This window comes from Mesorhizobium sp. LEGMi-168a (assembly GCF_058312955.1).
Genome location: NZ_JBZEGV010000027.1, coordinates 36,746 through 55,291 on the forward strand (window position 1 = coordinate 36,746; position 18,546 = coordinate 55,291).

Genomic DNA, 18,546 nt, shown 5'->3' on the forward strand with positions numbered 1-18,546 from the left:
TCTCAAGCGCGAGGCAGCCAGGAGCGAGACATGGTGGGCCGGGATGGCGGTTTCGGGACAACGGCGGACAGACTGGACCTTGGCGCGGATATCGACGAATTGCCCCGGGCGAACAGCTGGCTGGAGGCGCTTGCCGACCGCGACCGCTGGCCGGAACGCGCCCGTTTCGTCCTGCAGCTCAGTATGGAAGAGGCACTCACCAACGTGATCACGCATGCATTCGCCGACGAGCCATCCAAGGACAACGCCATCTCGCTTTCCTATAGCCGGTCATCCGACATGGTGCGGCTCAGAATCACGGATAACGGCAAATCGTTCGACCCGACGCTCGTCGAGGCGCCGCCGCTGCCGGGCTCTATCGAAAGCGCCGTCATAGGCGGGCATGGGATCAGGCTGATGCGCAGCATGCTTGACGAATTCTCGTACTGCCGGACGGGGAGCGGCAACCAACTGACACTAGGCAGCCGTGTTGCCGGCGAAGGTTGATCGCAAATCGTGATGACCACAGGAAAGAATGCCATGAACATCAGCCATGAAGACCATCCCGACCGCACTGTCGTGCAAGTGAGCGGCAGGCTCGACACCCTGCACGCCAAGACCTTCGAAACCTATGTCGTCGACATCATTCGCGATACGTCGGCACAGATCGTCATCAACATGGCGGGCGTCAGCTATGTTGCCAGTTCCGGCCTGCGCTCGCTGCTGATCGCGGCCAAGCAGATGCGGGCCGCGGGCAGGGACCTCCTGCTGTCAGACCTTCAGCCAGCGGTAAAGGAGGTCTTCGACATCTCCGGCTTCTCGTCGATTTTCAGGATCGTGTGATGATCATTTGCCCAGCCGCGACCCTTGCCGAGCGGGCCTTCTGGGTGCTCGGTCAACTGGCCGATCGGGAGCAGCCCGCCGACGCGTAGCAACGGCTGAGCATCTCAAAGGGCGCCGGCGAGCCGTAATTTGATGACGACGGCACCGTCCTCAATCTCATAGCCGCCGCCCATTTGCTGCATGGTGCGGTGGTAGAGTTCCGTCCTGACCGCCGGCAGGGGAGGGCCAGGCGGGTCGGTTGCAATGCCGATCGCGACCCTGCCGGCCGCTTTCGCGACGACAATGTCGATCCTTTTGTTTGCTTCCGCCGCGGCCATCGCCTCCAGCGTGGAAAGCAGGATGTTCTGTAGCCACGGCACATTTGCCGCCGCTGTTCCGTCCCAGGCTTCGCTTCGGTCGTGCCGAACGACAATGTCGCGCCCGCGCAGGATGGATGCGGACGACAGATTGCCGACCAGCAGGCGACGGAAGGCTTCGTCATCGTCGCTGGCGGCCATGAAGTCGTCGGCGCCGAACGGTGGGGACTGTTCCGCCGCCACAAGCTTGTCGACCATCTCCGCCAGGTTGACCGGTGTGATGGCTTCCTGGAAGCTGAGGCCGCGCATGGCCTGCAGGAAGGCGTCGACAAGGTGTTCGGCACGCGCGGCCGGAGAGAGCGAGCCGGTCTCGGTTTGCCTGTACTCGGCCACGGTGCGGCGCAGCCGCGTCATGGTGGCTGCCGCCTTCATCGCGACCGACAATTCCGGCTGCTCGCCGCGCTCGAAAGCGCGGCAGAATTGCCGGAATTCGCCGAGCTGCGCTTCCACGGCGTCGATGTTGAGAGCGCTTTCAAGGCGCGCTGCCTCGGCGGTTTCCTCCAGCAGCTCAAGGTGATGCGCCACGATCATCAGCCTCGCGCCGATAAGAGTGAAAAGCCGCTCGATCTCGTGCAGCAGCTCCGTCGCGAAGCGGCGCAGCAGGGTGATGCGCTCCTCATCGATGACCGCGATCTCGCCAAACGAAGCCACCTGGCTCGCCACCGTCGCAAGCGTCTTGGTCGCCAGCGCCCCTGGCATGGCGTCGCCATGCCCCGTCCAGCAGGTGCTGATCGCATGATCGTCAATGATCTGGCGGAGCAGCCGGGTGGAATAGGTCAAGCCTTCGCTGCTCCAGCCGATCAGCCCGGCGAGGCCGGGATTTGCGCCGAAGGTGACATCGCCGATGATAAGGTGCCGGCCAATGCGGAACGAGCAGCTGCACGACGAATGACCCGGTGTCGCATAGATTTCCAGATCCACGCCTTGGCCCAGCGGCAGGATCTCGACCGGGATCGGCTGCCCGTCTGGCCCAGGCCGTTGTTCGCGGCGGAGGCCGGGGAATGTCTCGGGTCCAAACAGAGTGGCGTCGATGGCGAGGTCGGGCACCTCGAACTTTCGATAGAGAATGGCCAAGGTGTGACGGCGATCCCTTGCTCGGATGGCCCTGGCGCCTTCGTGATGCACAAGGGTCCGCGGCTTGCCGGCCCCTATTCGCAACCTTTCAACGCCGGCAAAATGATCGAGATGCGCGTGGGTCAGGATGAGAAAGACCTCGCGCGGCGCTTCCGCGAGTACGCCGGCAACAAGCGTGTTCAGCCGATCAATCTGGGCCGGGTCGGCGCCCGGATCGAAGATCACCAGCCGCTGTGGCGTACGCAGCAGATAGGCATTTGAATTGGTGATCGAGGGTTTGTTTATCAGCGCGAGAATTTCCGCGCTCGCAACACCTTCGATTGGATGCCATTCATCCATCGACCTCGTCCTTCACACCGCTCTGTCGGTTCGCTGGGCTCGATCCGCTCCAACCTGGCACTCTATTTCAGATTAGGTTTGCTTTGTGTGAATGGCGACCTACCGAAACACGACCAGAAACATGCCGGCATGCACCTCAACACGCTGGAAAAACGCAAAGTTGCAGAGCTTCGGGCCAGGGGGGCGGCAAGAACGACTGAGGAACGCTTGATGGGAACGCGACGGGAGCAGCACCCGTATCATCACACCAACTCTTTGAATTCATTGGTGATCCCGACAGGAATCGAACCTGTGACCTACAGATTAGGAATCTGCCGCTCTATCCTACTGAGCTACGGGACCACGCGGCCCGACACATAAACGCTTCGGGCCGGTTCGCCAAGAGGTGTTGCTGACGGTCGCCGGCGCCATGCCCGATCGTGCCAGCCGGCAGGCGGCGAGGTGAACTCTCGCCGCCGCTGCAAAAGGCGCTCAGGCGGCCAGCGCGGTCTCCGCCAGCCGCACCCAGTAGCTCATGCCGTGTGGGATGACCTCGTCGTTGAAGTCGTAGGCCGGGTGGTGGAGGCCGGCTGAGTCGCCGTTGCCGATGAAGATGAAGGCGCCGGGGCGCGCTTCCAGCATGTAGGAAAAATCCTCGCCGCCCATCACCGGCTGGATGGCGCGGTGAACATGTGCGTCGCCGGCGACGTCGGCGGCGATATCGCTGGCGAAGACCGTCTCTTCGGCATGGTTGAAGGTGACGGGATAGTTGGCGTCATAGTCGACCTCGATCGTCGCGCCGAAAGCTGACGCAAGGCCGGCGCAGATGGCGCGGATGCGCTCTTCCGCTTTCCTCGCCACTTCCTTCTTCAGCGTGCGCACCGTGCCGGCGATCTCGGCTTGTTCCGGAATGACGTTATAGGCATCGCCGGCGTGGAATTTGGTCACCGACACCACCACCGCCTCGACCGGATCGGTGCTGCGCGAGGCGATGGTCTGCAAGGCGCCGACCAACTGGCTGGTGATGACGATCGGGTCGATCGTGCCGTGCGGCATCGCCGCATGGCCGCCATGCCCCTTGACGGTGATGGTGAATTCGGCGGTCGCCGCCATGATCGGGCCCGGCTTGATGGCGAACTCGCCGACGGGAAGGCCGGGCATGTTGTGCATGCCGAACACCTTCGAGATGCCGAAACGCTCCATCATGCCGTCCTTGACCATCTCGTTGCCGCCGCCGCCGCCTTCCTCGGCCGGCTGGAAGATCACCGCCACGGAGCCGGCGAAATTGCGCGTCTCGGCGAGATATTTGGCGGCGCCGAGCAGCATGGCGGTGTGGCCGTCATGGCCGCAGGCATGCATCTTGCCGGCGACGGTCGACGCATAGGGCTTGTCGGTGATCTCGTTGATCGGCAACGCGTCCATGTCGGCGCGCAGCCCGATGGTCGGACCCTCGCCCTTGCGCCCGCGGATGATGCCGACGACGCCGGTCTTGCCGAGCCCCGTCACAACCTCGTCGCAGCCGAAAGCCTCCAGCTTGTCGATGACGAAGGCGGCGGTCTGGAACACGTCGAAGTTCAGTTCCGGCGTCTGGTGCAGATGGCGTCGCCAGCCGGCGACTTCTTCCTGCATTTCCGCGGCACGGTTGAGAATTGGCATAATCGGTCCATTTCTTTGTTGGGGCAGGCGGTTCAGGTCCGTCGCCCGGCAATTGTGAATGTGTGGCGCTTTGCCATTTTGGCGTCACATAAGCTAAATAGCACCGCATAATGCGGTCCGGGGTCGAGGGTCGGTCCGCACCATGCTGGCCATCGCGTAACGAAATCTTACGGAGCCAGCGGCAATTACGGCAAGAGGCGATTTCGGAATTGATCATGCGGCAAAGGCATTTCCTCAACCTATTGCTTGCGGGCGCGCTGGCGCTAACGGTGCTTTCGGGTGCTGCGCGCGCCAATCCGGTGGTGCTTTTCGACCTGAAGAGCGGCAAGGTGCTCGAGCATCAGGATGCCTTCAAGCGCTGGTACCCGGCCTCGCTCAGCAAGCTGATGACCGCCTATGTGACGTTCCGGGCGATCGCCGCCGGCGAGGTGGCGCTCGATTCGCCGATCAAGGTGACGAAACATTCCGCCGGCGAGCCCCCAAGCAAGATGGGTTTCAAGCCGGGCTCGGTGATGCGGCTCGACAATGCGCTGAAGATGATGCTGGTCAAGTCGGCCAACGACATCGCCATGGCGGTCGGCGAGAACATCGGCGGATCGCAGGCGGCCTTCGCCGACCGCATGAATGCCGAGGCCGCCAGGCTCGGCATGGTCGGAACGCATTTCGTCAACCCGAACGGGCTCTATTCGCCGGACCAGTACACGACCGCGCGCGACCTCGCCGTCCTGGTGACGGCGCTTCGCAACGACTTCCCGCAATATGCGCCGTGGTTCTCCATCGAGGGGCTTGCCGTCGGCAAGAAGGCGCTCCCGAACTACAATCTCCTGATCGGCCGCTACCCGGGCGCCGACGGCATGAAGACCGGCTTCGTCTGCTCGTCTGGCTTCAACATGATCGGCTCGGCGACGCGCAATGGCCGCACGCTGGTTGCCGTGGTGCTCGGCGAAAAATCCGCCATCAGCCGCGCCGAAACGGCGGCGAAGCTGCTCGACCAGGGTTTTGACACGCCGGCCGCCGGCTCGACGACGCTCGCGGCGCTCAAGCCCTATGGCGACACGCTGTCGCCCAACGATCTGCATGACGAGATCTGCAAGAAGAAGACGAAGGAAGAGCAGTCCGAGGCAGCGCCCACCGTTGCCGCCAAGGACAAGCCGAAATCGCCCTATCAGGTGAAACTCGACCACCCGACGCTGATCGCGGTCGGCCTCGGCGGCGCGACCGGACCGGCGCCCAAGGCGTTCGTCGATCAGGCCGATCAGAACTATGCCGACGTGCCGCTGCCGACCTGGCGGCCCGATGTGCCGGCGCCGGCCGGCGCCGCACCCGCCGCCACCGCTTCCGCCTCGGCGCAAGGGGATCAGCCGGCCAAGGCCGCGAATTAGCGGCTGATCTGGCAGATGAGCAGCACCTTTCCCATTCCCGTCTCGGTGCTCACGGGCTTTCTCGGCGCCGGCAAGACGACGCTGCTTAATCGGCTGCTCAAGGATCCGGCGCTCGCCGACACCGCCGTCATCATCAACGAATTCGGCGAGGTGGCGATCGACCATCTGCTGGTCGAGCAGGCTTCGGACGGCATCATCCAGCTTTCCGACGGCTGCCTCTGCTGCACGGTGCGCGGCGATCTCGTCGATACGCTGGCCGACCTCGTCGACCGGCTGCAGACCGGCCGCATCGCCAGGCTTGCGCGCGTCGTGGTCGAAACCACCGGTCTTGCGGACCCCGCACCGGTGCTGCAGTCGATCATGGCGCATCCGGCGCTGGTGCAGGCTTTCCGGCTGGACGGCGTCGTCACGCTGGTCGATGCCGTCAACGGCGAGGCCACGCTCGACGGCCATGTCGAGGCGGTGAAGCAGGCGGCGGTCGCCGACCGCATCGTGCTGACCAAGACCGACCTCGCCGAGGGCAGCGATGTCGAGGCCCTGCGGGCACGACTTCACCAGATAAACCCGGGCGCCCCGCTGCTCGACGTCAACGATCCGGACACGGGCGCCGCGTCCCTGTTCAATTGCGGCCTCTACAACCCCGAGACCAAGAGCGCCGACGTGCGGCGCTGGCTCGGCGAAGAGGCAGCGCACGATCATCACCACCATGATGGTCATGATCACGATCACCATCATCACGACCATCGCCACGACAGCCGCGTACGCTCCCACTCGCTCGTGCACGAGGGACCGGTGCCGTTCTCGGCGATCGAGATGTTCCTCGATCTGCTGCGCTCGACGCATGGCGAGAAGCTGCTGCGCATGAAGGGCGTCATCGAGCTGATGGAGGATCCGTCACGGCCGCTGGTCATCCACGGCGTGCAGAAGATCCTGCATCCGCCGGCGAGGCTGCCGGCCTGGCCGGACGGCGAGCGCGGCACCCGGCTGGTGCTGATCACGCTCGACATGCCGCAAGATTACATCCAGCGGCTGTTCGCCGCCTTCACCAACAAGCCGTCGATCGACACACCAGACCGGACGGCGCTCGAAGCCAATCCGCTGGCGATCGCCGGGCTGTAGCTCCAAGAAATTTCGACTGGCCCTAAGCCAGGTCACCGCGTTCGACCAGGAAACGATGGCCGCCGGCAACCGCCGCCGTCTCGATCAGCTGGTGGCCCGCATCGGCGCAGAAGGCCGGAATGTCGATCACGGCCAGCGGATCGGTGGTCTCCAGCCACAGACGGCTGCCAGGCCGCATCGCCGCGAGGCGTTTTCGCGCCTTGAGCACCGGCAATGGGCAGTTCAGTCCCTTGAGGTCGTAAGTGGTTGGCCTGGGCAAGGCAAAAATCTCAGCCGCCGAACATGCCGAGCAGCTTCTTCTTCAGCTTCGACACCGTGCCTTCGTCGGCGCTTGCCGCCTGGGTCTCGATCGCCGGTTGGGCCGGCGCGGCCTCGACGCCTGCGGTGACCACCGGCTGCTGGGCCGCCTGCTTGGCGGCTTCCTTCTCGGCCAGAGCCTGCGCCTTGGCCTGTTCCTTGGCGGCCTTGGCCGCCTCGATCGCCGCCAGCCGCTGCTCCTCGGCCTTGCGCTTGGCCTCCTTCTCCGCGTCGATCGCCGCCATCTTGCGGCCGAGCGGGGAATCGATGCGGCCCATGCGCGCCGTCTCCGTCACCGAGCCGTCGGAATTCATCGACGGCGGATCGATCGGCACGCGCTCGCCGCGGGCGCGACGCTTCGACCAGTCGGAAACGATGCTGGCTTCCTTGATGCCGGCGATGGTCGGCTTCGGTGCCGGGGTGCTCGACTTCACGGCCGAGTTGAAGGCCGCATCGTAGCTCTTCTCATAGTTGGCGTAGGCCGTCTTCAACGAGTCGGGCTGGGTGCTTGCCGGGCAAGGGCCGGTCGGGTCGAAGGTCGTGCCTTCGGGCGCCACCTGGTTGAAGACATAGCGTTTCTCGCAGACGTCGACCTTCGGCGGCACCTTGGTGATCTCGAAATTGTCGTAGCCGACCTTCAGCATCTTCCAGAACTCGTAGTTCGGGTCGTTGCGGTAGCGCGCCATGTTGGCGGCGGTCATGCGGAACGGGAAGGCCTGGATCTGGAACTCGGTCTGGCCGCCCTGGAAGGCGTCGCGGCCGAAGGCATAGATCTGCTCGATCTGCGCGTCGGTCATCGAATAGCAGCCGGACGAGGAGCAGGCGCCGTGCACCATCAGGTTTGCGCCGGTGCGGCCGTTGGCGCGGTCATAGGCGTTCGGGAAGCCGATGTTGAAAGACAGATGATAGTTCGAGCGCGGATTCATCTGCGACGGACGCACCGTGTAGAAGCCTTCCGGCGCCTGGCGGTCGCCCTCGGTGTATTTGGGGCCGAGCTTGCCCGACCATTTGCAGATGTCGTAGCTGGCGACGAGATCGTAGCGGCCGTTGGTCTTGGCCTTCCAGATCTCCAGCTTGCCTTCTTCCTTGAAGATGCGCGCCATCACCGAGGAGGTGCGCACCATGCCCTTGGCCTTCATATCGGCAAGGATCTTGTCCGGCAGCGGCTTGTTGGCCTCCGGCGCGAAATCCTTCATCGACGAATCGTTGCAGCCGGCGACGCCTATCGCGGCGATCAGGACTCCGGTGCGGGCAAGCTTGGCAAACATCGGTGCGGCTACGTCTTTCTTTCGGGCCAACGGCTTCGGCATGGCCGGCCCGCAGGCTGAACACTGCAGCACCGTAAGCCCGTTAACCTTGAAAATTCCTTACCGCAAGCCTCGGCAAACCCCTCACGGCGATTTCCATTGAACCGAATCCGGCGGCATTTTTGTGGCGAAATTGGTCATCCTCGCCACAGTTGAATGCACGGCAGGGGTCAGAGGCTGCGGCCCATCGCCAGATATTTCTCGCGGCGCTGCTCGCGGAAGTCGACGTTGGCGCCGGCAAAGTCCTTCATCGTCTTGGCGATGAGGTCGCCAGTGGCGGCGATCACCGTTTCCGGCGCGCGCTGGGCGCCGCCCATCGGCTCGGGAACGATGGCGTCGATGATCTTCATCTCGAGCAGGTCCTGGGCGGTGATCTTCATGTTGGTCGCCGCGTCCTTGGATCGGGTGGTGTCGCGCCACAGGATCGAGGCCGCGCCCTCCGGCGAAATGACCGAATAGATGGCATGCTCCAGCATGTAGACGCGGTTGGCGGTAGCGATCGCAATGGCGCCGCCCGAGCCGCCTTCGCCGATGACGACCGAGATCGACGGCACCTTGAGCGCCAAGCAGGCCGAGGTCGAGCGCGCGATGGCCTCGGCCTGGCCGCGTTCCTCCGCGCCGACGCCGGGATAGGCGCCGGCAGTGTCCACCAGCGTCAAAAGCGGGATCTTGAAACGGTCGGCAAGCTCCATCAGGCGCACTGCCTTGCGGTAGCCTTCAGGCCGCACCGAGCCGAAATTATGCTTGATGCGGCTTGCCGTGTCCGAGCCCTTCTCCTGGCCGATCACCGCCACCGGCTCGCCGCGGAAGCGGGCGAAGCCGCCGACGATCGCCTGGTCGTCGCCGAAGTTGCGGTCGCCGGCCAAAGGCGTGAAATCGCTGAACAGGCTCTTGATGTAGTCGACGCAATGCGGCCGGTCGGGATGGCGCGCGACCTGCACCTTCTGCCAGGGGGTGAGCGCCTTATAGAGGTCGCGCAGCGCATCGCGCGAACGCTTTTCCAGCCGGGTGATCTCGTCGGCGACGTCGACCGCCTCGCCGTTTTCGGCAAGCTTCTTCAGCTCGAGGATCTTGAGCTCCAGATCCTGCACCGGCTTTTCGAAATCGAGGTAATTGTACATGCTTGGGCGGACCGATCCGTCGGAAGGCAATGGCAGGCGGAACCTCGGAAATGCTGGCTCCGGGCGGTGGAACGTCGCCCTCACATAGCGATATGAGGCCTAGTCGGCAAGCGGATGATGGTCGTTGACCAGCCGCATCAGCCGCTCCTCAAGCACGTGGGTGTAGATCTGCGTGGTGGAGATATCGGCATGGCCAAGCAGTTGCTGCACGGCCCGCAGATCCGCGCCGTTCTGCAAGAGATGGCTGGCAAAGGCGTGGCGAAGCACATGCGGCGAGATATTGGCCGAGGCAATGCCGGCCCGGGCCGCCAGGCCCTTGAGATCGCGCGCGAAGACCTGCCGGGAGAGGTGGCCGCTGTCGGAGGCGGCGGGAAACAGATAGGGACTGTCGGCAAAGGCAGGCCTGGATGCCCGTTCCGAAAGCCATACCCGCATCGCGGCGCGCGCCTTGGCCGAGAGCGGCACCATGCGCTCCTTGTCGCCCTTGCCGCGCACCATGAAGAAACGGTCGTCGCGCTGCGCCACCATCACCGGCAGGCCGACCAGCTCGGAGACGCGCAGGCCCGTGGCATAAAGCACCTCGACCAACGCGTGCAGGCGCAACGCCGCCAGCCGGTCGCCTTCGAGCGCGGCATCGCCCGCTTCCGCAGCCGCGCGATCGAGCAGGCGGCCGGTCTCGGCTTCGGTCATCGTCTTCGGCAGCGGCCGGCCCTTCCTCGGGCTGTCCAGCGTTCCCGTCGGGTCGTCGCCGCGCAGACCCTCGGCGTAAAGGAATTTGAAGAACTGGCGGATCGCCGACAATTTGCGCGCCTGCGAGGTCGGCGCGAAGCCTCTGGCCGCGATGTCGTCGAGATAGGCGCGGATATCGGCCGCTACCGCTCCCGCCAGTCCGCCGCCGATGGCTTCGGAGGCGTCTTCCAGGTCGCGGCGGTAGGAGGAAAGCGTGTTCTCGGCTGCCCCCCGCTCGGCGCTCATCATCTCCAGGAAGGCTTCGATGCGGGCCGCGCTGTTCATCTGGCCGGGATCAGTTCTTCTCGGTTAGTTCTTCTTCGGATTGAGCTTTTCGGCGGGAATGCGCACGCTCATTTCCGCCTTCTTCGGCTCCACGAACATCGCCAGCGCGAACATCGCGCCATAGGCAATGCCTGCAAGAACCGCCAGCGTCACGACAAAGCGAAACAATGTCGGCATTCAGTCTTCGCCCGTCTTCTTGTTCTGCGATTCCAACCCCTGTGCCCTTATGGGACACCAATCCGGCCAATTCAAGGAGGAAGGGTTTGTCGACGAAGGTTCCGGGTGGAAAGTCGCGCGATCCGGTCCGCTTGCGGCGCCGTGCTTGACGCAAACAGGCTTTTGATGTCGATACGGCGCAAAGAGGGTTCCGCATGAACGCGCTACCAGCAAATCCGCCGGACCAAGGCCGAGCCGCGCTACTCGAGCGGCTCGGCCGCCGCTCGATCGTCTTTGTCGGCCTGATGGGCGCCGGCAAGACGGCTATCGGCCGCAAGGTGGCGACGATGCTTTCGCTGCCCTTCATCGACAGCGACCAGGAGATCGAGAGCGTTTCGCGCATGACCGTGCCGGAGCTGTTCGAGCGTTATGGCGAGCCCGAGTTCCGGGCGCTGGAGCAGCGCGTGATCCTGCGCCTGCTCGAAAACGGTCCGCAGGTGCTGTCGACCGGCGGCGGCGCCTTCATGAACGCGCAGACGCGCGAGGCGATCGCCGGTCATGGCATCTCGGTCTGGCTGAAGGCCGATCTCGATCTCCTGATGGAGCGGGTTTCGAAGAAGCAGAACCGGCCGCTGTTGAAGAATCCCGATCCGCGCGGCGTGCTGGAGCGACTGATGAGTGAGCGCTATCCGGTCTATGCCACGGCCGACATCACGGTTCCGACCCGCGACGACCGCAAGGAAGTCATTGCCGGCGAGGTGGTGTGCGCGCTTTGCACCCATCTTGGTGTCGCCGCGATCACCCCCAGCGACGAGGTGGAGCCGTGAGCCGTACCGAAGCGGTGAAGGTCGAGGTCGGGCTCGGCGACCGTGCCTATGACATTTTGATCGGCCCCGGCCTGCTCTCCGACGCCGGAACGGAAATTGCGGCCCGCCTTCCCGGCACGCGCGCGGCCATCATCACCGACGAGAATGTCGCCACCGCGCATCTTGCAACGCTGAAGGCCGGCCTGGAAAAGGGTGGCATCCCGGCGGCCGTCATCACGCTGCCCGCCGGCGAGAAGACCAAGAGCTTTGCCCACCTCGAAGAGGTGGTCGACGGCGTGCTCGCCGCCAAGCTCGAACGTCGCGACGTGGTGATAGCGCTCGGTGGCGGCGTCATCGGCGATCTTGCCGGCTTTGCCGCCGGCATCGTGCGCCGCGGGATGAACTTCGTGCAGGTGCCGACCTCGCTGCTGGCGCAGGTCGATTCTTCCGTCGGCGGCAAGACCGGCATCAACAGCGCGCGCGGCAAGAACCTGGTCGGCGTCTTCAACCAGCCGAAGCTGGTGCTTGCCGATACCGGCGTACTCGACACGCTGCCGATACGCGAGTTCCGCGCCGGCTATGCCGAACTTGCCAAATACGGCCTGATCGACCGCCCGGGCTTCTTCGCCTGGCTGGAGGAGAACTGGCAAAAAGTGTTCGCCGGCGGCCAGGCGCGGACCGAAGCCATCGCCGAGGCCTGCCGCGCCAAGGCCGATGTCGTGGCCCGCGACGAGTTCGAGACCGGCGACCGCGCGCTGCTCAATCTCGGCCACACTTTCGGCCATGCGCTCGAAGCCGCCACGAATTATGACGGCGCCCGCCTCGTCCATGGCGAGGGCGTCGCCATCGGCATGGCGCTGGCGCACCGTTTTTCTGCGCGCCTCAACCTGGCGAGCCCGGACGATGCCGAGCGTGTGGAAGCGCACCTTCGCGCCGTCGGATTGCCCTGGCGCATGGCCGACATATCAGGCGAATTGCCCGATGCCGAGGCGCTGCTTGGCTTCATCACGCAGGACAAGAAGGTCTCGCGCGGCGCGCTCACCTTTATCCTGACGCGCGGCGTCGGCCAGGCCTTCATCGCCAAGGACGTACCGCCTTCGGAAGTGCTGTCCTTCCTCAAGGCGAGCCATCCGGGATGAATGACGCCGGCTGGATCGTCGCAGCCGTTGTTGCCGCCATCGTCGTGCTGGCGTTTCTGTTCCGCACGCGCCTGCTTGCCGCTTTCGGCTACATGCTCGAGCCGATAAAGCCACAACGTCCCGAGGATGACGAGGCCGATGAGCGGGACGAAGAATCCCGCCGCAACGGGCAGGCGCGCGAGGACCGCAATCGGCTGGGGGCGCTTTTCGAGCTCGAGGAGCTCGAAGTGTCGGATGTGATGGTCCATCGCACCAACATGCGCTCGGTCAATGCCGACGATCCGCCGGAAATGGTGGTGCGCGAGATCCTGCAAAGCCCGCACACCCGCATGCCGCTCTGGAAAGGCTCGCTCGACAACATCGTCGGCGTGCTGCACGCCAAGGATCTGCTCAGGGCCCTCAACGAGGTCGGCAACGACTTTTCCAAGATCGACGTGACAAAAATAGCGTCGAAGCCATGGTTCGTGCCCGACACCACCACCTTGCAGGACCAGCTCAACGCCTTCCTGCGCCGCAAGGCGCATTTCGCCATCGTCGTCGACGAATATGGCGAGATGGAAGGGCTGGTGACGCTGGAGGACATCATCGAGGAGATCGTCGGCGAGATCGCCGACGAGCACGATGTCGATATGCAGGGCGTCAAGCAGGAGGCCGACGGCTCGGTCGTCGTCGACGGCACGGTGCCGATCCGTGATCTCAACCGTGCGCTCGACTGGGACCTGCCGGACGAGGAGGCCACGACGATCGCCGGCCTCGTCATCCATGAGACGCAGACGATCCCCGAGGAGAAGCAGGCCTTCACCTTTCACGGCAAGCGTTTTGTCGTGATGAAGCGCGACAAGAACCGCATCGCGAGATTGAGGATCAGGCCCGCCGACGAAGGCTAGGGCGTGTCTCCCGAAAGTGGGAACCGGTTTCGGGATAAAGACATGCGTAAAATCAAAAACCTAAAGCGCAGGGAGCGAATCTGAAAGATCGCGACGCGCTTTAGGTGTGTCGATATTCAGGTGATGCCGGCCTGCAAATGGCGGCTTCCTGCGCTTCCGGTGCTCGTCTCAAAGTTCCTTTGTCGAGCGCTCGCTGAGCATCGCGCCGGTTTCGCCGTCCTTAGCCGCCAGGCTGACGTCGTAGCCCCACAGCCTTCGGATATGGCGCAAGGTCGCGTCGCGGCTTTCGTCCTCGAGCAGGATGCCGTCCTTGACATTGTGCTGCAGCCGCAGATGCCGGTCGCCCAGGAGGTCCACGTCAACCACCTGGATGTCGGGCCTCTTCGTCCCCACGTCGTAGCTTTGGGCCAGCGCGGACCTTATCTTGTTGTAGCCGCGCTCATTGTGGATCGAGGCAACTTCGTAGTGCGGCTCGTCGGCGCCGTCGGCCAGCACGAAGAGCCGCCATTTCCGGATCAGGGTCGGGCTCAGATACTGGCGGATGAAAGATTCGTCACGGTGGTTGGCCCAGGCATCGAGCAAGGTGTCGCGCCAGTCGCCACGGCCGGCGATGTCGGGAAACCAGTCGCGGTCCTCCGCGGTCGGTGCGGTCGAGATGCGCTGGATGTCCTGCATCATGTCGAGACCCAGCGCATAGGGATTGATGCCGGAAAAACGCGGGTCGTCATAGGCTGGCTGAAAGACCACGTTCGAATGGTTGCGCAGGATCTCGAGCATGGCGCCTTCGCTGATGCGGCCACGGTCGAAAAGCATGTTCATGAGCGTGTAGTGCACGAAGGTGGCGCAGCCCTCGTTCATCACCTGGGTTTGCCGCTGCGGGTAAAAATATTGCGCGATGACCCGCACGATCCTGATGATCTCGCGCTGCCAGGGCTCAAGCACCAGACTGTTCTTCTCGAGGAAGTAGAGCAGATTCTCCTCGGGCAGATTGAGCGATTTCTTCCGCTCGGCAAGGATTTCGTCCCTTGCATCCGGCTTGTTCTTTCCCGGCGAGGGCGGCAACGTCCGCCAGAGATCGTTGAAGGAACGCTCCTCGTATTCGAGGCGCTCGCGCAGTCCTTCGCGCTGCTGCTCCGACGACAGCTTCGGCGGCCGGCGGTAGCGGAACACGCCTTGCTCCATCAGTGCGTGGGCGGAATCGAGGATCGCCTCCACGGCGGCCAAGCCACGCCGTTCCTCGCACCGGGCTATGTAGCTCTTGGCAAAATCCAGATAGCTCAGGATCCCCCCGGCGTCCGTCCATTGCCGGAAAAGATGATTGTTCTTGAAGAAATGGTTGTGGCCCAACGCTGCATGGGCGGTCACCAAGGCCTGCAAGGCCATCGTGTTCTCCTCCATCAGGTAGACGATGCAGGGATTGGAATTGATGACCAGTTCGTAGGCCAAACCGCGAGCACCCTTGCGGTAGAGCAGTTCATCATAGAGGAAACGTTTGCCGAACGACCAATGCCGATACATCAGCGGCATGCCGACCGATGAATAGGCGTCGAGCATCTGCTCGGAGGAAATGACCTCCATCTGCACCGGATAGATATCGAGGCGAAGCTCTTCGGTCCCTATCGCCTCGATCTCGTCATAGACCCGCGACAGTTTTGCAAAATCCCAGTCCGACCCGGAAAATAGCAATTCGGATTTGCGCGCCTGACTGACCATCGGCCTATGTCCCCATGTCCTTACGCGCTTTTGCGCAGGGTAGGCTGCCTGGCGAAGAGCTCGCGAAAGACCGGGTAGATATCGGCCGGGGCAGCGATGCGCCTCATCTGGAAATTCGGCCATTTCCCGTCGACGGCGTTGTAGGCGCGCCACAGCGATGTCCCGTTCTCCGTCGAGCCGAAAATGTGGCTTTCCCGTTCGTCGATGATCTCCACATAGGCGAAATACTGGCAGAGGCGCATGAGCTTGCGGTCGAGCAGTTCTATGCAGCGCTCGGAATCGGTGGCGAAGTTGTCGCCGTCGGAAGCCTGGGCGGCGTAGATGTTCCATTCGGCGACCGGATAGCGCTGCTCGATGATGCGGTGCATTTCCTCGAGCGCCGTGGAGACGACGGTGCCGCCGCTTTGCGTGTGGTAGAAGAAGGTATGCTCGTCCACCTCCTTGGCCTCGTGGGTGTGGCGAATGAAGACGATCTCGGTACGCTTGTAACGTCGTGTCAGGAAAAGGTGCAGCAGCACGAAGAAGCGCTTGGCCAGATCCTTCTCGCGCTCTCCCATCGATCCTGAGACGTCCATCAGACAGAACATCACCGCGCTTGCATTCGGCACCGGCTGGGGGTCGAAGCGATTGAAACGGATATCGACCGGATCGACATAGGCAATTCGCTTGCGCCGGCGCTCGAGCCGGTCAAGCTGCTGGCGTAAAGCCGCGATGCGTTCGGGTATTGCCGGGCTTGCCGGCGTCTGTTCCAGCTCGGCAATCTGCTTGGCGATCGCGTCCAGCTCCGCCTGCTTGGGACGCCTGAGCGCGATGCGGCGACCATGGCTGTTTCGCATCGTGCGTCCGACATTGATGTTGGTCGGCGCCCCGCTTGCCGTGAAGCCTGCCCGTCTTGGCTTGAAGCTGAGTATCTGCTTCAGGCTGAGCTTGACCAGATCGGGCAGTTCGAGATCCTCGAAGAAGAGGTCGAGCACCTCCTCGCGCGACAGCACAAAACGGAAGTCGTCTTCGGATTCCGTGGTCCCCGGCCCCGAAGGGCCCGTGCCCCCGGCGCCAGGTTTGGGGATCAGATCACCGGGGCTGAACGTTTTGTTTCCGGGCAGGATGTGCTGACGCCGTCCGCTGTCCTTGGCGTCACTGAAGGTCGGTTCGCTGGTGCCCTTCCGCGGCATCGGCACGGCGTGCTCGCGGTCCAGCTCGCCGATGCGGCCTGTGCGGACGTGGTCGCGGATGCTCCGCTTGAGCTCCTCCCGGGCGCGCCTCAGGAAGCGCTGACGGTTGCCCAGGCTTTTGTCCTTCGGGTTCAGGCGGCGGTCGATGAAGATCGGCATGGAACCGTCCTGGTTTTGCTCAACCCGCCTTGTTCACGCGCATGTACCAGTCGACCAGCCGGCGCACCTGCCGCTGGGTATAGCCGCGCTCCACCATGCGCTGCACGAATTCATTGTGCCGCTTTTCCGTGACGCTGTCCTGCTTGGAGCCGAAACTGATCACCGGCAAAAGGTCCTCGACCTGGCCGAACATGCGCTTCTCGATGACCTCGCGAAGCTTCTCATAGCTTGTCCAGGATGGGTTGCGGCCATGGTTGCGTGCCCGGGCACGCAAGGTGAATTTGACCACTTCGTTGCGGAAGTCCTTGGGATTGGCGATGCCGGCCGGCTTCTCGACTTGCGACAATTCCTTTTCCAGGACCTCGCGATTGAGGATCTGCCCGGTATCGGGATCCTTGTAATCCTGATCCTCGATCCAGGCATCGGCGTAGGCGATGTAGCGGTCGAAAAGATTCTGACCGTACTCGCTGTAGGATTCCAGATAGGCCTTCTGGATCTCGTGACCGATGAACTCGGCATAGCGGGTTGCAAGTTCCGACTTGATGAATTCGAGATAGGCGGCTTCCGTCTCCTTCGGGAATTGCTCACGCTTAATCGCCTCCTCGAGGATGTACATCAGGTGCACGGGATCGGCGGCGACTTCCTTGGTATCGTAGTTGAATGTCTGCGACAGGATCTTGAAGGCGAAGCGCGTGCTGACGCCGGTCATGCCTTCGTCGACGCCGGCGGCATCGCGATATTCCTGGACCGACTTGGCCTTCGGATCGACTTCCTTGAGGTTTTCGCCGTCATAGGCACGCATCTTGGTGTAGAGCGGGGAGTTCTCGTGCTCCGCAAGGCGAGTCGAGACCGTGAAGCGGCTGAGAATGTCCAGCACTTCAGGCGCGCAGGGACTGTTCGCCAGATCGCTCTCGCGCAGAAGCTTCTCGTAGATTTGCCTTTCTTCGGTGATGCGTAGGCAATACGGAACCTTGACCACGAGGATGCGGTCGAGGAAAGCCTCATTGTTCTTGTTGTTCTTGAAGTGCTGCCATTCCGATTCGTTGGAGTGCGCAACGACGATGCCCTGATAGGGGAAGGCGCCGAAATTCTCGGTGCCGTTGTAGCTGCCTTCCTGGGTTGCCGTCAGCAACGGGTGCAGGACCTTGATGGGCGCCTTGAACATTTCGACGAATTCGAGCAGGCCCTGCGTGGTCCGGTTCAAGCCGCCGCTGTAGGAATAGGCATCCGGATCGGACTGGCTGAAATTTTCCAATTGCCTGATGTCGACCTTGCCGACCAGGGCCGAGACGTCCTGATTGTTCTCGTCGCCAGGCTCGGTCTTGGCGATGGCGATCTGGCGCAGGCGCGACGGCGACAGCTTGACCACGCTGAATTTGGAAATGTCACCGGAGAGTTCGTCGAGCCGCTTGGCCGCCCAGGGCGAGATGAGCCCATTCAGGCGTCGGCGGGCTATCCCGTATTTGTCTTCCAGCAAATCGCCCATCCGGTCGGGATGGAAAAGGCCGAGCGGCGATTCGAAAATAGGGCTGATCTGGTTGCCGACCTTCAGCGTGTAGATCGGGAGCTGCTCCATGAGTTTCTTCAGCCGTTCGGCGAGCGAGGATTTGCCGCCGCCGACCGGACCGAGGAGGTAGAGGATCTGTTTGCGCTCCTCGAGCCCCTGCGAAGCGTAGCGGAAATAGCCGGCGATGCGCTCGATCGTATCCTCCATTCCGTAGAAATCGGAGAAGGAGGGGTACACCTTGACGGTGCGGTTCGAGAAAATGCGCCCGAGCCGCTCGTCCTTGCTCGTGTCGACCAGGTTCGGCTCGCCGATTGCCTCGACCATACGCTCAGGCGCCGAGGCATACATGGATTTGTTCTCGCGGCAGGCTAGCAGATACTGCTGGAGGCTGATCTCTTCCTGGGCCGCGTTCGCGTAAATCTCCGAAAACAGATCGAAGACGTCGGATGGGTTCTCTCGCATGATATTCTGCCCTCAGAGCCGCTCTGGCTTCCAGTCGGCTCACTGTACATTCAACTGCCGGAAAGCATTGTGGTTCCCT

General features: G+C 63.2%; 17 protein-coding genes and 1 tRNA gene. 7 read left to right on the top strand and 11 right to left on the bottom strand.

The window, feature by feature from the left end; genetic code table 11:
- Positions 1–30 precede the first annotated feature (30 nt).
- Together AC4FWB_RS27005 and AC4FWB_RS27010 are read left to right on the top strand one after the other, a co-directional pair.
- Positions 31–486, top strand: a complete 456-nt coding sequence (locus AC4FWB_RS27005; RefSeq protein ID WP_491029287.1) for an ATP-binding protein — start codon at positions 31–33, stop codon at positions 484–486.
- A 33-nt stretch (positions 487–519) separates the two neighbouring features.
- Positions 520–822, top strand: coding sequence for an STAS domain-containing protein (locus tag AC4FWB_RS27010; protein WP_059188077.1), 303 nt, complete (start codon positions 520–522; stop codon positions 820–822).
- 104 nt (positions 823–926) lie between these two features.
- On the opposite strand, the gene AC4FWB_RS27015 is transcribed toward AC4FWB_RS27010, so the two are convergent.
- From AC4FWB_RS27015 to AC4FWB_RS27025, 3 genes are all read right to left on the bottom strand, one after another.
- Positions 927–2,591: an MBL fold metallo-hydrolase gene (locus AC4FWB_RS27015; RefSeq protein WP_491029288.1), complete on the bottom strand. Its 1,665-nt coding sequence runs from the start codon at positions 2,589–2,591 to the stop codon at positions 927–929.
- A 265-nt stretch (positions 2,592–2,856) separates the two neighbouring features.
- Positions 2,857–2,933 (bottom strand) — tRNA-Arg (locus AC4FWB_RS27020).
- Positions 2,934–3,062: 129 nt separating this feature from the next.
- Positions 3,063–4,226, bottom strand: a complete 1,164-nt coding sequence (locus AC4FWB_RS27025; RefSeq protein ID WP_491029289.1) for a M20 aminoacylase family protein — start codon at positions 4,224–4,226, stop codon at positions 3,063–3,065.
- A gap of 215 nt (positions 4,227–4,441) precedes the next feature.
- On the opposite strand from AC4FWB_RS27025, the gene AC4FWB_RS27030 reads away from it, so the two are divergent.
- Together AC4FWB_RS27030 and AC4FWB_RS27035 are read left to right on the top strand one after the other, a co-directional pair.
- A complete protein-coding gene (locus AC4FWB_RS27030; RefSeq protein ID WP_491029290.1) occupies positions 4,442–5,608 on the top strand; it encodes a D-alanyl-D-alanine carboxypeptidase family protein in 1,167 nt (388 codons plus the stop codon).
- A gap of 15 nt (positions 5,609–5,623) precedes the next feature.
- Positions 5,624–6,727, top strand: a complete 1,104-nt coding sequence (locus tag AC4FWB_RS27035; RefSeq protein ID WP_491029291.1) for a CobW family GTP-binding protein — start codon at positions 5,624–5,626, stop codon at positions 6,725–6,727.
- A 22-nt stretch (positions 6,728–6,749) separates the two neighbouring features.
- Here the strand turns inward: AC4FWB_RS27035 and AC4FWB_RS27040 are convergent, their stop codons facing one another.
- From AC4FWB_RS27040 to AC4FWB_RS27060, 5 genes are all read right to left on the bottom strand, one after another.
- Positions 6,750–6,986 (bottom strand): sulfurtransferase TusA family protein, encoded by a 237-nt coding sequence (locus AC4FWB_RS27040; RefSeq protein ID WP_491029292.1) that lies wholly within the window; start codon positions 6,984–6,986, stop codon positions 6,750–6,752.
- Between the two features lie 10 nt (positions 6,987–6,996).
- Positions 6,997–8,292 (bottom strand): L,D-transpeptidase family protein, encoded by a 1,296-nt coding sequence (locus AC4FWB_RS27045; protein WP_491029293.1) that lies wholly within the window; start codon positions 8,290–8,292, stop codon positions 6,997–6,999.
- A 209-nt stretch (positions 8,293–8,501) separates the two neighbouring features.
- Positions 8,502–9,452 carry an acetyl-CoA carboxylase carboxyltransferase subunit alpha gene (locus AC4FWB_RS27050; protein WP_491029294.1) on the bottom strand — a complete coding sequence of 317 codons (951 nt, stop codon included), beginning with the start codon at positions 9,450–9,452 and terminating at the stop codon, positions 8,502–8,504.
- A gap of 99 nt (positions 9,453–9,551) precedes the next feature.
- Positions 9,552–10,466, bottom strand: coding sequence for a site-specific tyrosine recombinase XerD (locus AC4FWB_RS27055; protein ID WP_491029295.1), 915 nt, complete (start codon positions 10,464–10,466; stop codon positions 9,552–9,554).
- A gap of 24 nt (positions 10,467–10,490) precedes the next feature.
- Complete coding sequence (locus AC4FWB_RS27060) at positions 10,491–10,643, bottom strand: hypothetical protein (protein WP_040989318.1); 153 nt, start codon at positions 10,641–10,643, stop codon at positions 10,491–10,493.
- A gap of 194 nt (positions 10,644–10,837) precedes the next feature.
- Between AC4FWB_RS27060 and AC4FWB_RS27065 the strand changes: the two genes are divergently transcribed.
- From AC4FWB_RS27065 to AC4FWB_RS27075, 3 genes are read left to right on the top strand one after another with little or no spacing between them, the layout of a single operon-like run.
- Positions 10,838–11,449 (top strand): shikimate kinase, encoded by a 612-nt coding sequence (locus AC4FWB_RS27065; RefSeq protein ID WP_491029296.1) that lies wholly within the window; start codon positions 10,838–10,840, stop codon positions 11,447–11,449.
- Positions 11,446–12,567: a 3-dehydroquinate synthase gene (gene aroB / locus AC4FWB_RS27070; RefSeq protein WP_491029297.1), complete on the top strand. Its 1,122-nt coding sequence runs from the start codon at positions 11,446–11,448 to the stop codon at positions 12,565–12,567. The genes AC4FWB_RS27065 and aroB overlap by 4 nt, the downstream gene beginning before the upstream one ends.
- Positions 12,564–13,454 carry an HlyC/CorC family transporter gene (locus tag AC4FWB_RS27075; RefSeq protein ID WP_491029298.1) on the top strand — a complete coding sequence of 297 codons (891 nt, stop codon included), beginning with the start codon at positions 12,564–12,566 and terminating at the stop codon, positions 13,452–13,454. Before aroB ends, AC4FWB_RS27075 begins: the two co-directional genes overlap by 4 nt.
- Before the next feature lie 168 nt (positions 13,455–13,622).
- Here the strand turns inward: AC4FWB_RS27075 and AC4FWB_RS27080 are convergent, their stop codons facing one another.
- From AC4FWB_RS27080 to AC4FWB_RS27090, 3 genes are read right to left on the bottom strand one after another with little or no spacing between them, the layout of a single operon-like run.
- On the bottom strand, positions 13,623–15,167 hold the full coding sequence (locus tag AC4FWB_RS27080) for a SpoVR family protein (protein ID WP_491029299.1): 1,545 nt from the start codon (positions 15,165–15,167) through the stop codon (positions 13,623–13,625).
- Between the two features lie 20 nt (positions 15,168–15,187).
- Positions 15,188–16,498 carry a YeaH/YhbH family protein gene (locus tag AC4FWB_RS27085; RefSeq protein WP_491029300.1) on the bottom strand — a complete coding sequence of 437 codons (1,311 nt, stop codon included), beginning with the start codon at positions 16,496–16,498 and terminating at the stop codon, positions 15,188–15,190.
- 19 nt (positions 16,499–16,517) lie between these two features.
- The gene (locus AC4FWB_RS27090; protein ID WP_491029301.1) at positions 16,518–18,467 is read right to left on the bottom strand and encodes a PrkA family serine protein kinase; all 1,950 of its coding nucleotides are present in this window, start codon (positions 18,465–18,467) and stop codon (positions 16,518–16,520) included.
- Positions 18,468–18,546: the final 79 nt, after the last annotated feature.

Coding starts and splice junctions, on each gene's coding strand:
- AC4FWB_RS27005 (WP_491029287.1), top strand. CDS start 31: ATGGTGGGCCGGGATGGCGGTTTCGGGACAACGGCGGACAGACTGGAC.
- AC4FWB_RS27010 (WP_059188077.1), top strand. CDS start 520: ATGAACATCAGCCATGAAGACCATCCCGACCGCACTGTCGTGCAAGTG.
- AC4FWB_RS27015 (WP_491029288.1), bottom strand. CDS start 2,591: ATGGATGAATGGCATCCAATCGAAGGTGTTGCGAGCGCGGAAATTCTC.
- AC4FWB_RS27025 (WP_491029289.1), bottom strand. CDS start 4,226: ATGCCAATTCTCAACCGTGCCGCGGAAATGCAGGAAGAAGTCGCCGGC.
- AC4FWB_RS27030 (WP_491029290.1), top strand. CDS start 4,442: ATGCGGCAAAGGCATTTCCTCAACCTATTGCTTGCGGGCGCGCTGGCG.
- AC4FWB_RS27035 (WP_491029291.1), top strand. CDS start 5,624: ATGAGCAGCACCTTTCCCATTCCCGTCTCGGTGCTCACGGGCTTTCTC.
- AC4FWB_RS27045 (WP_491029293.1), bottom strand. CDS start 8,292: ATGTTTGCCAAGCTTGCCCGCACCGGAGTCCTGATCGCCGCGATAGGC.
- AC4FWB_RS27050 (WP_491029294.1), bottom strand. CDS start 9,452: ATGTACAATTACCTCGATTTCGAAAAGCCGGTGCAGGATCTGGAGCTC.
- AC4FWB_RS27055 (WP_491029295.1), bottom strand. CDS start 10,466: ATGAACAGCGCGGCCCGCATCGAAGCCTTCCTGGAGATGATGAGCGCC.
- AC4FWB_RS27060 (WP_040989318.1), bottom strand. CDS start 10,643: ATGCCGACATTGTTTCGCTTTGTCGTGACGCTGGCGGTTCTTGCAGGC.
- AC4FWB_RS27065 (WP_491029296.1), top strand. CDS start 10,838: ATGAACGCGCTACCAGCAAATCCGCCGGACCAAGGCCGAGCCGCGCTA.
- AC4FWB_RS27075 (WP_491029298.1), top strand. CDS start 12,564: ATGAATGACGCCGGCTGGATCGTCGCAGCCGTTGTTGCCGCCATCGTC.
- AC4FWB_RS27080 (WP_491029299.1), bottom strand. CDS start 15,167: ATGGTCAGTCAGGCGCGCAAATCCGAATTGCTATTTTCCGGGTCGGAC.
- AC4FWB_RS27085 (WP_491029300.1), bottom strand. CDS start 16,498: ATGCCGATCTTCATCGACCGCCGCCTGAACCCGAAGGACAAAAGCCTG.
- AC4FWB_RS27090 (WP_491029301.1), bottom strand. CDS start 18,467: ATGCGAGAGAACCCATCCGACGTCTTCGATCTGTTTTCGGAGATTTAC.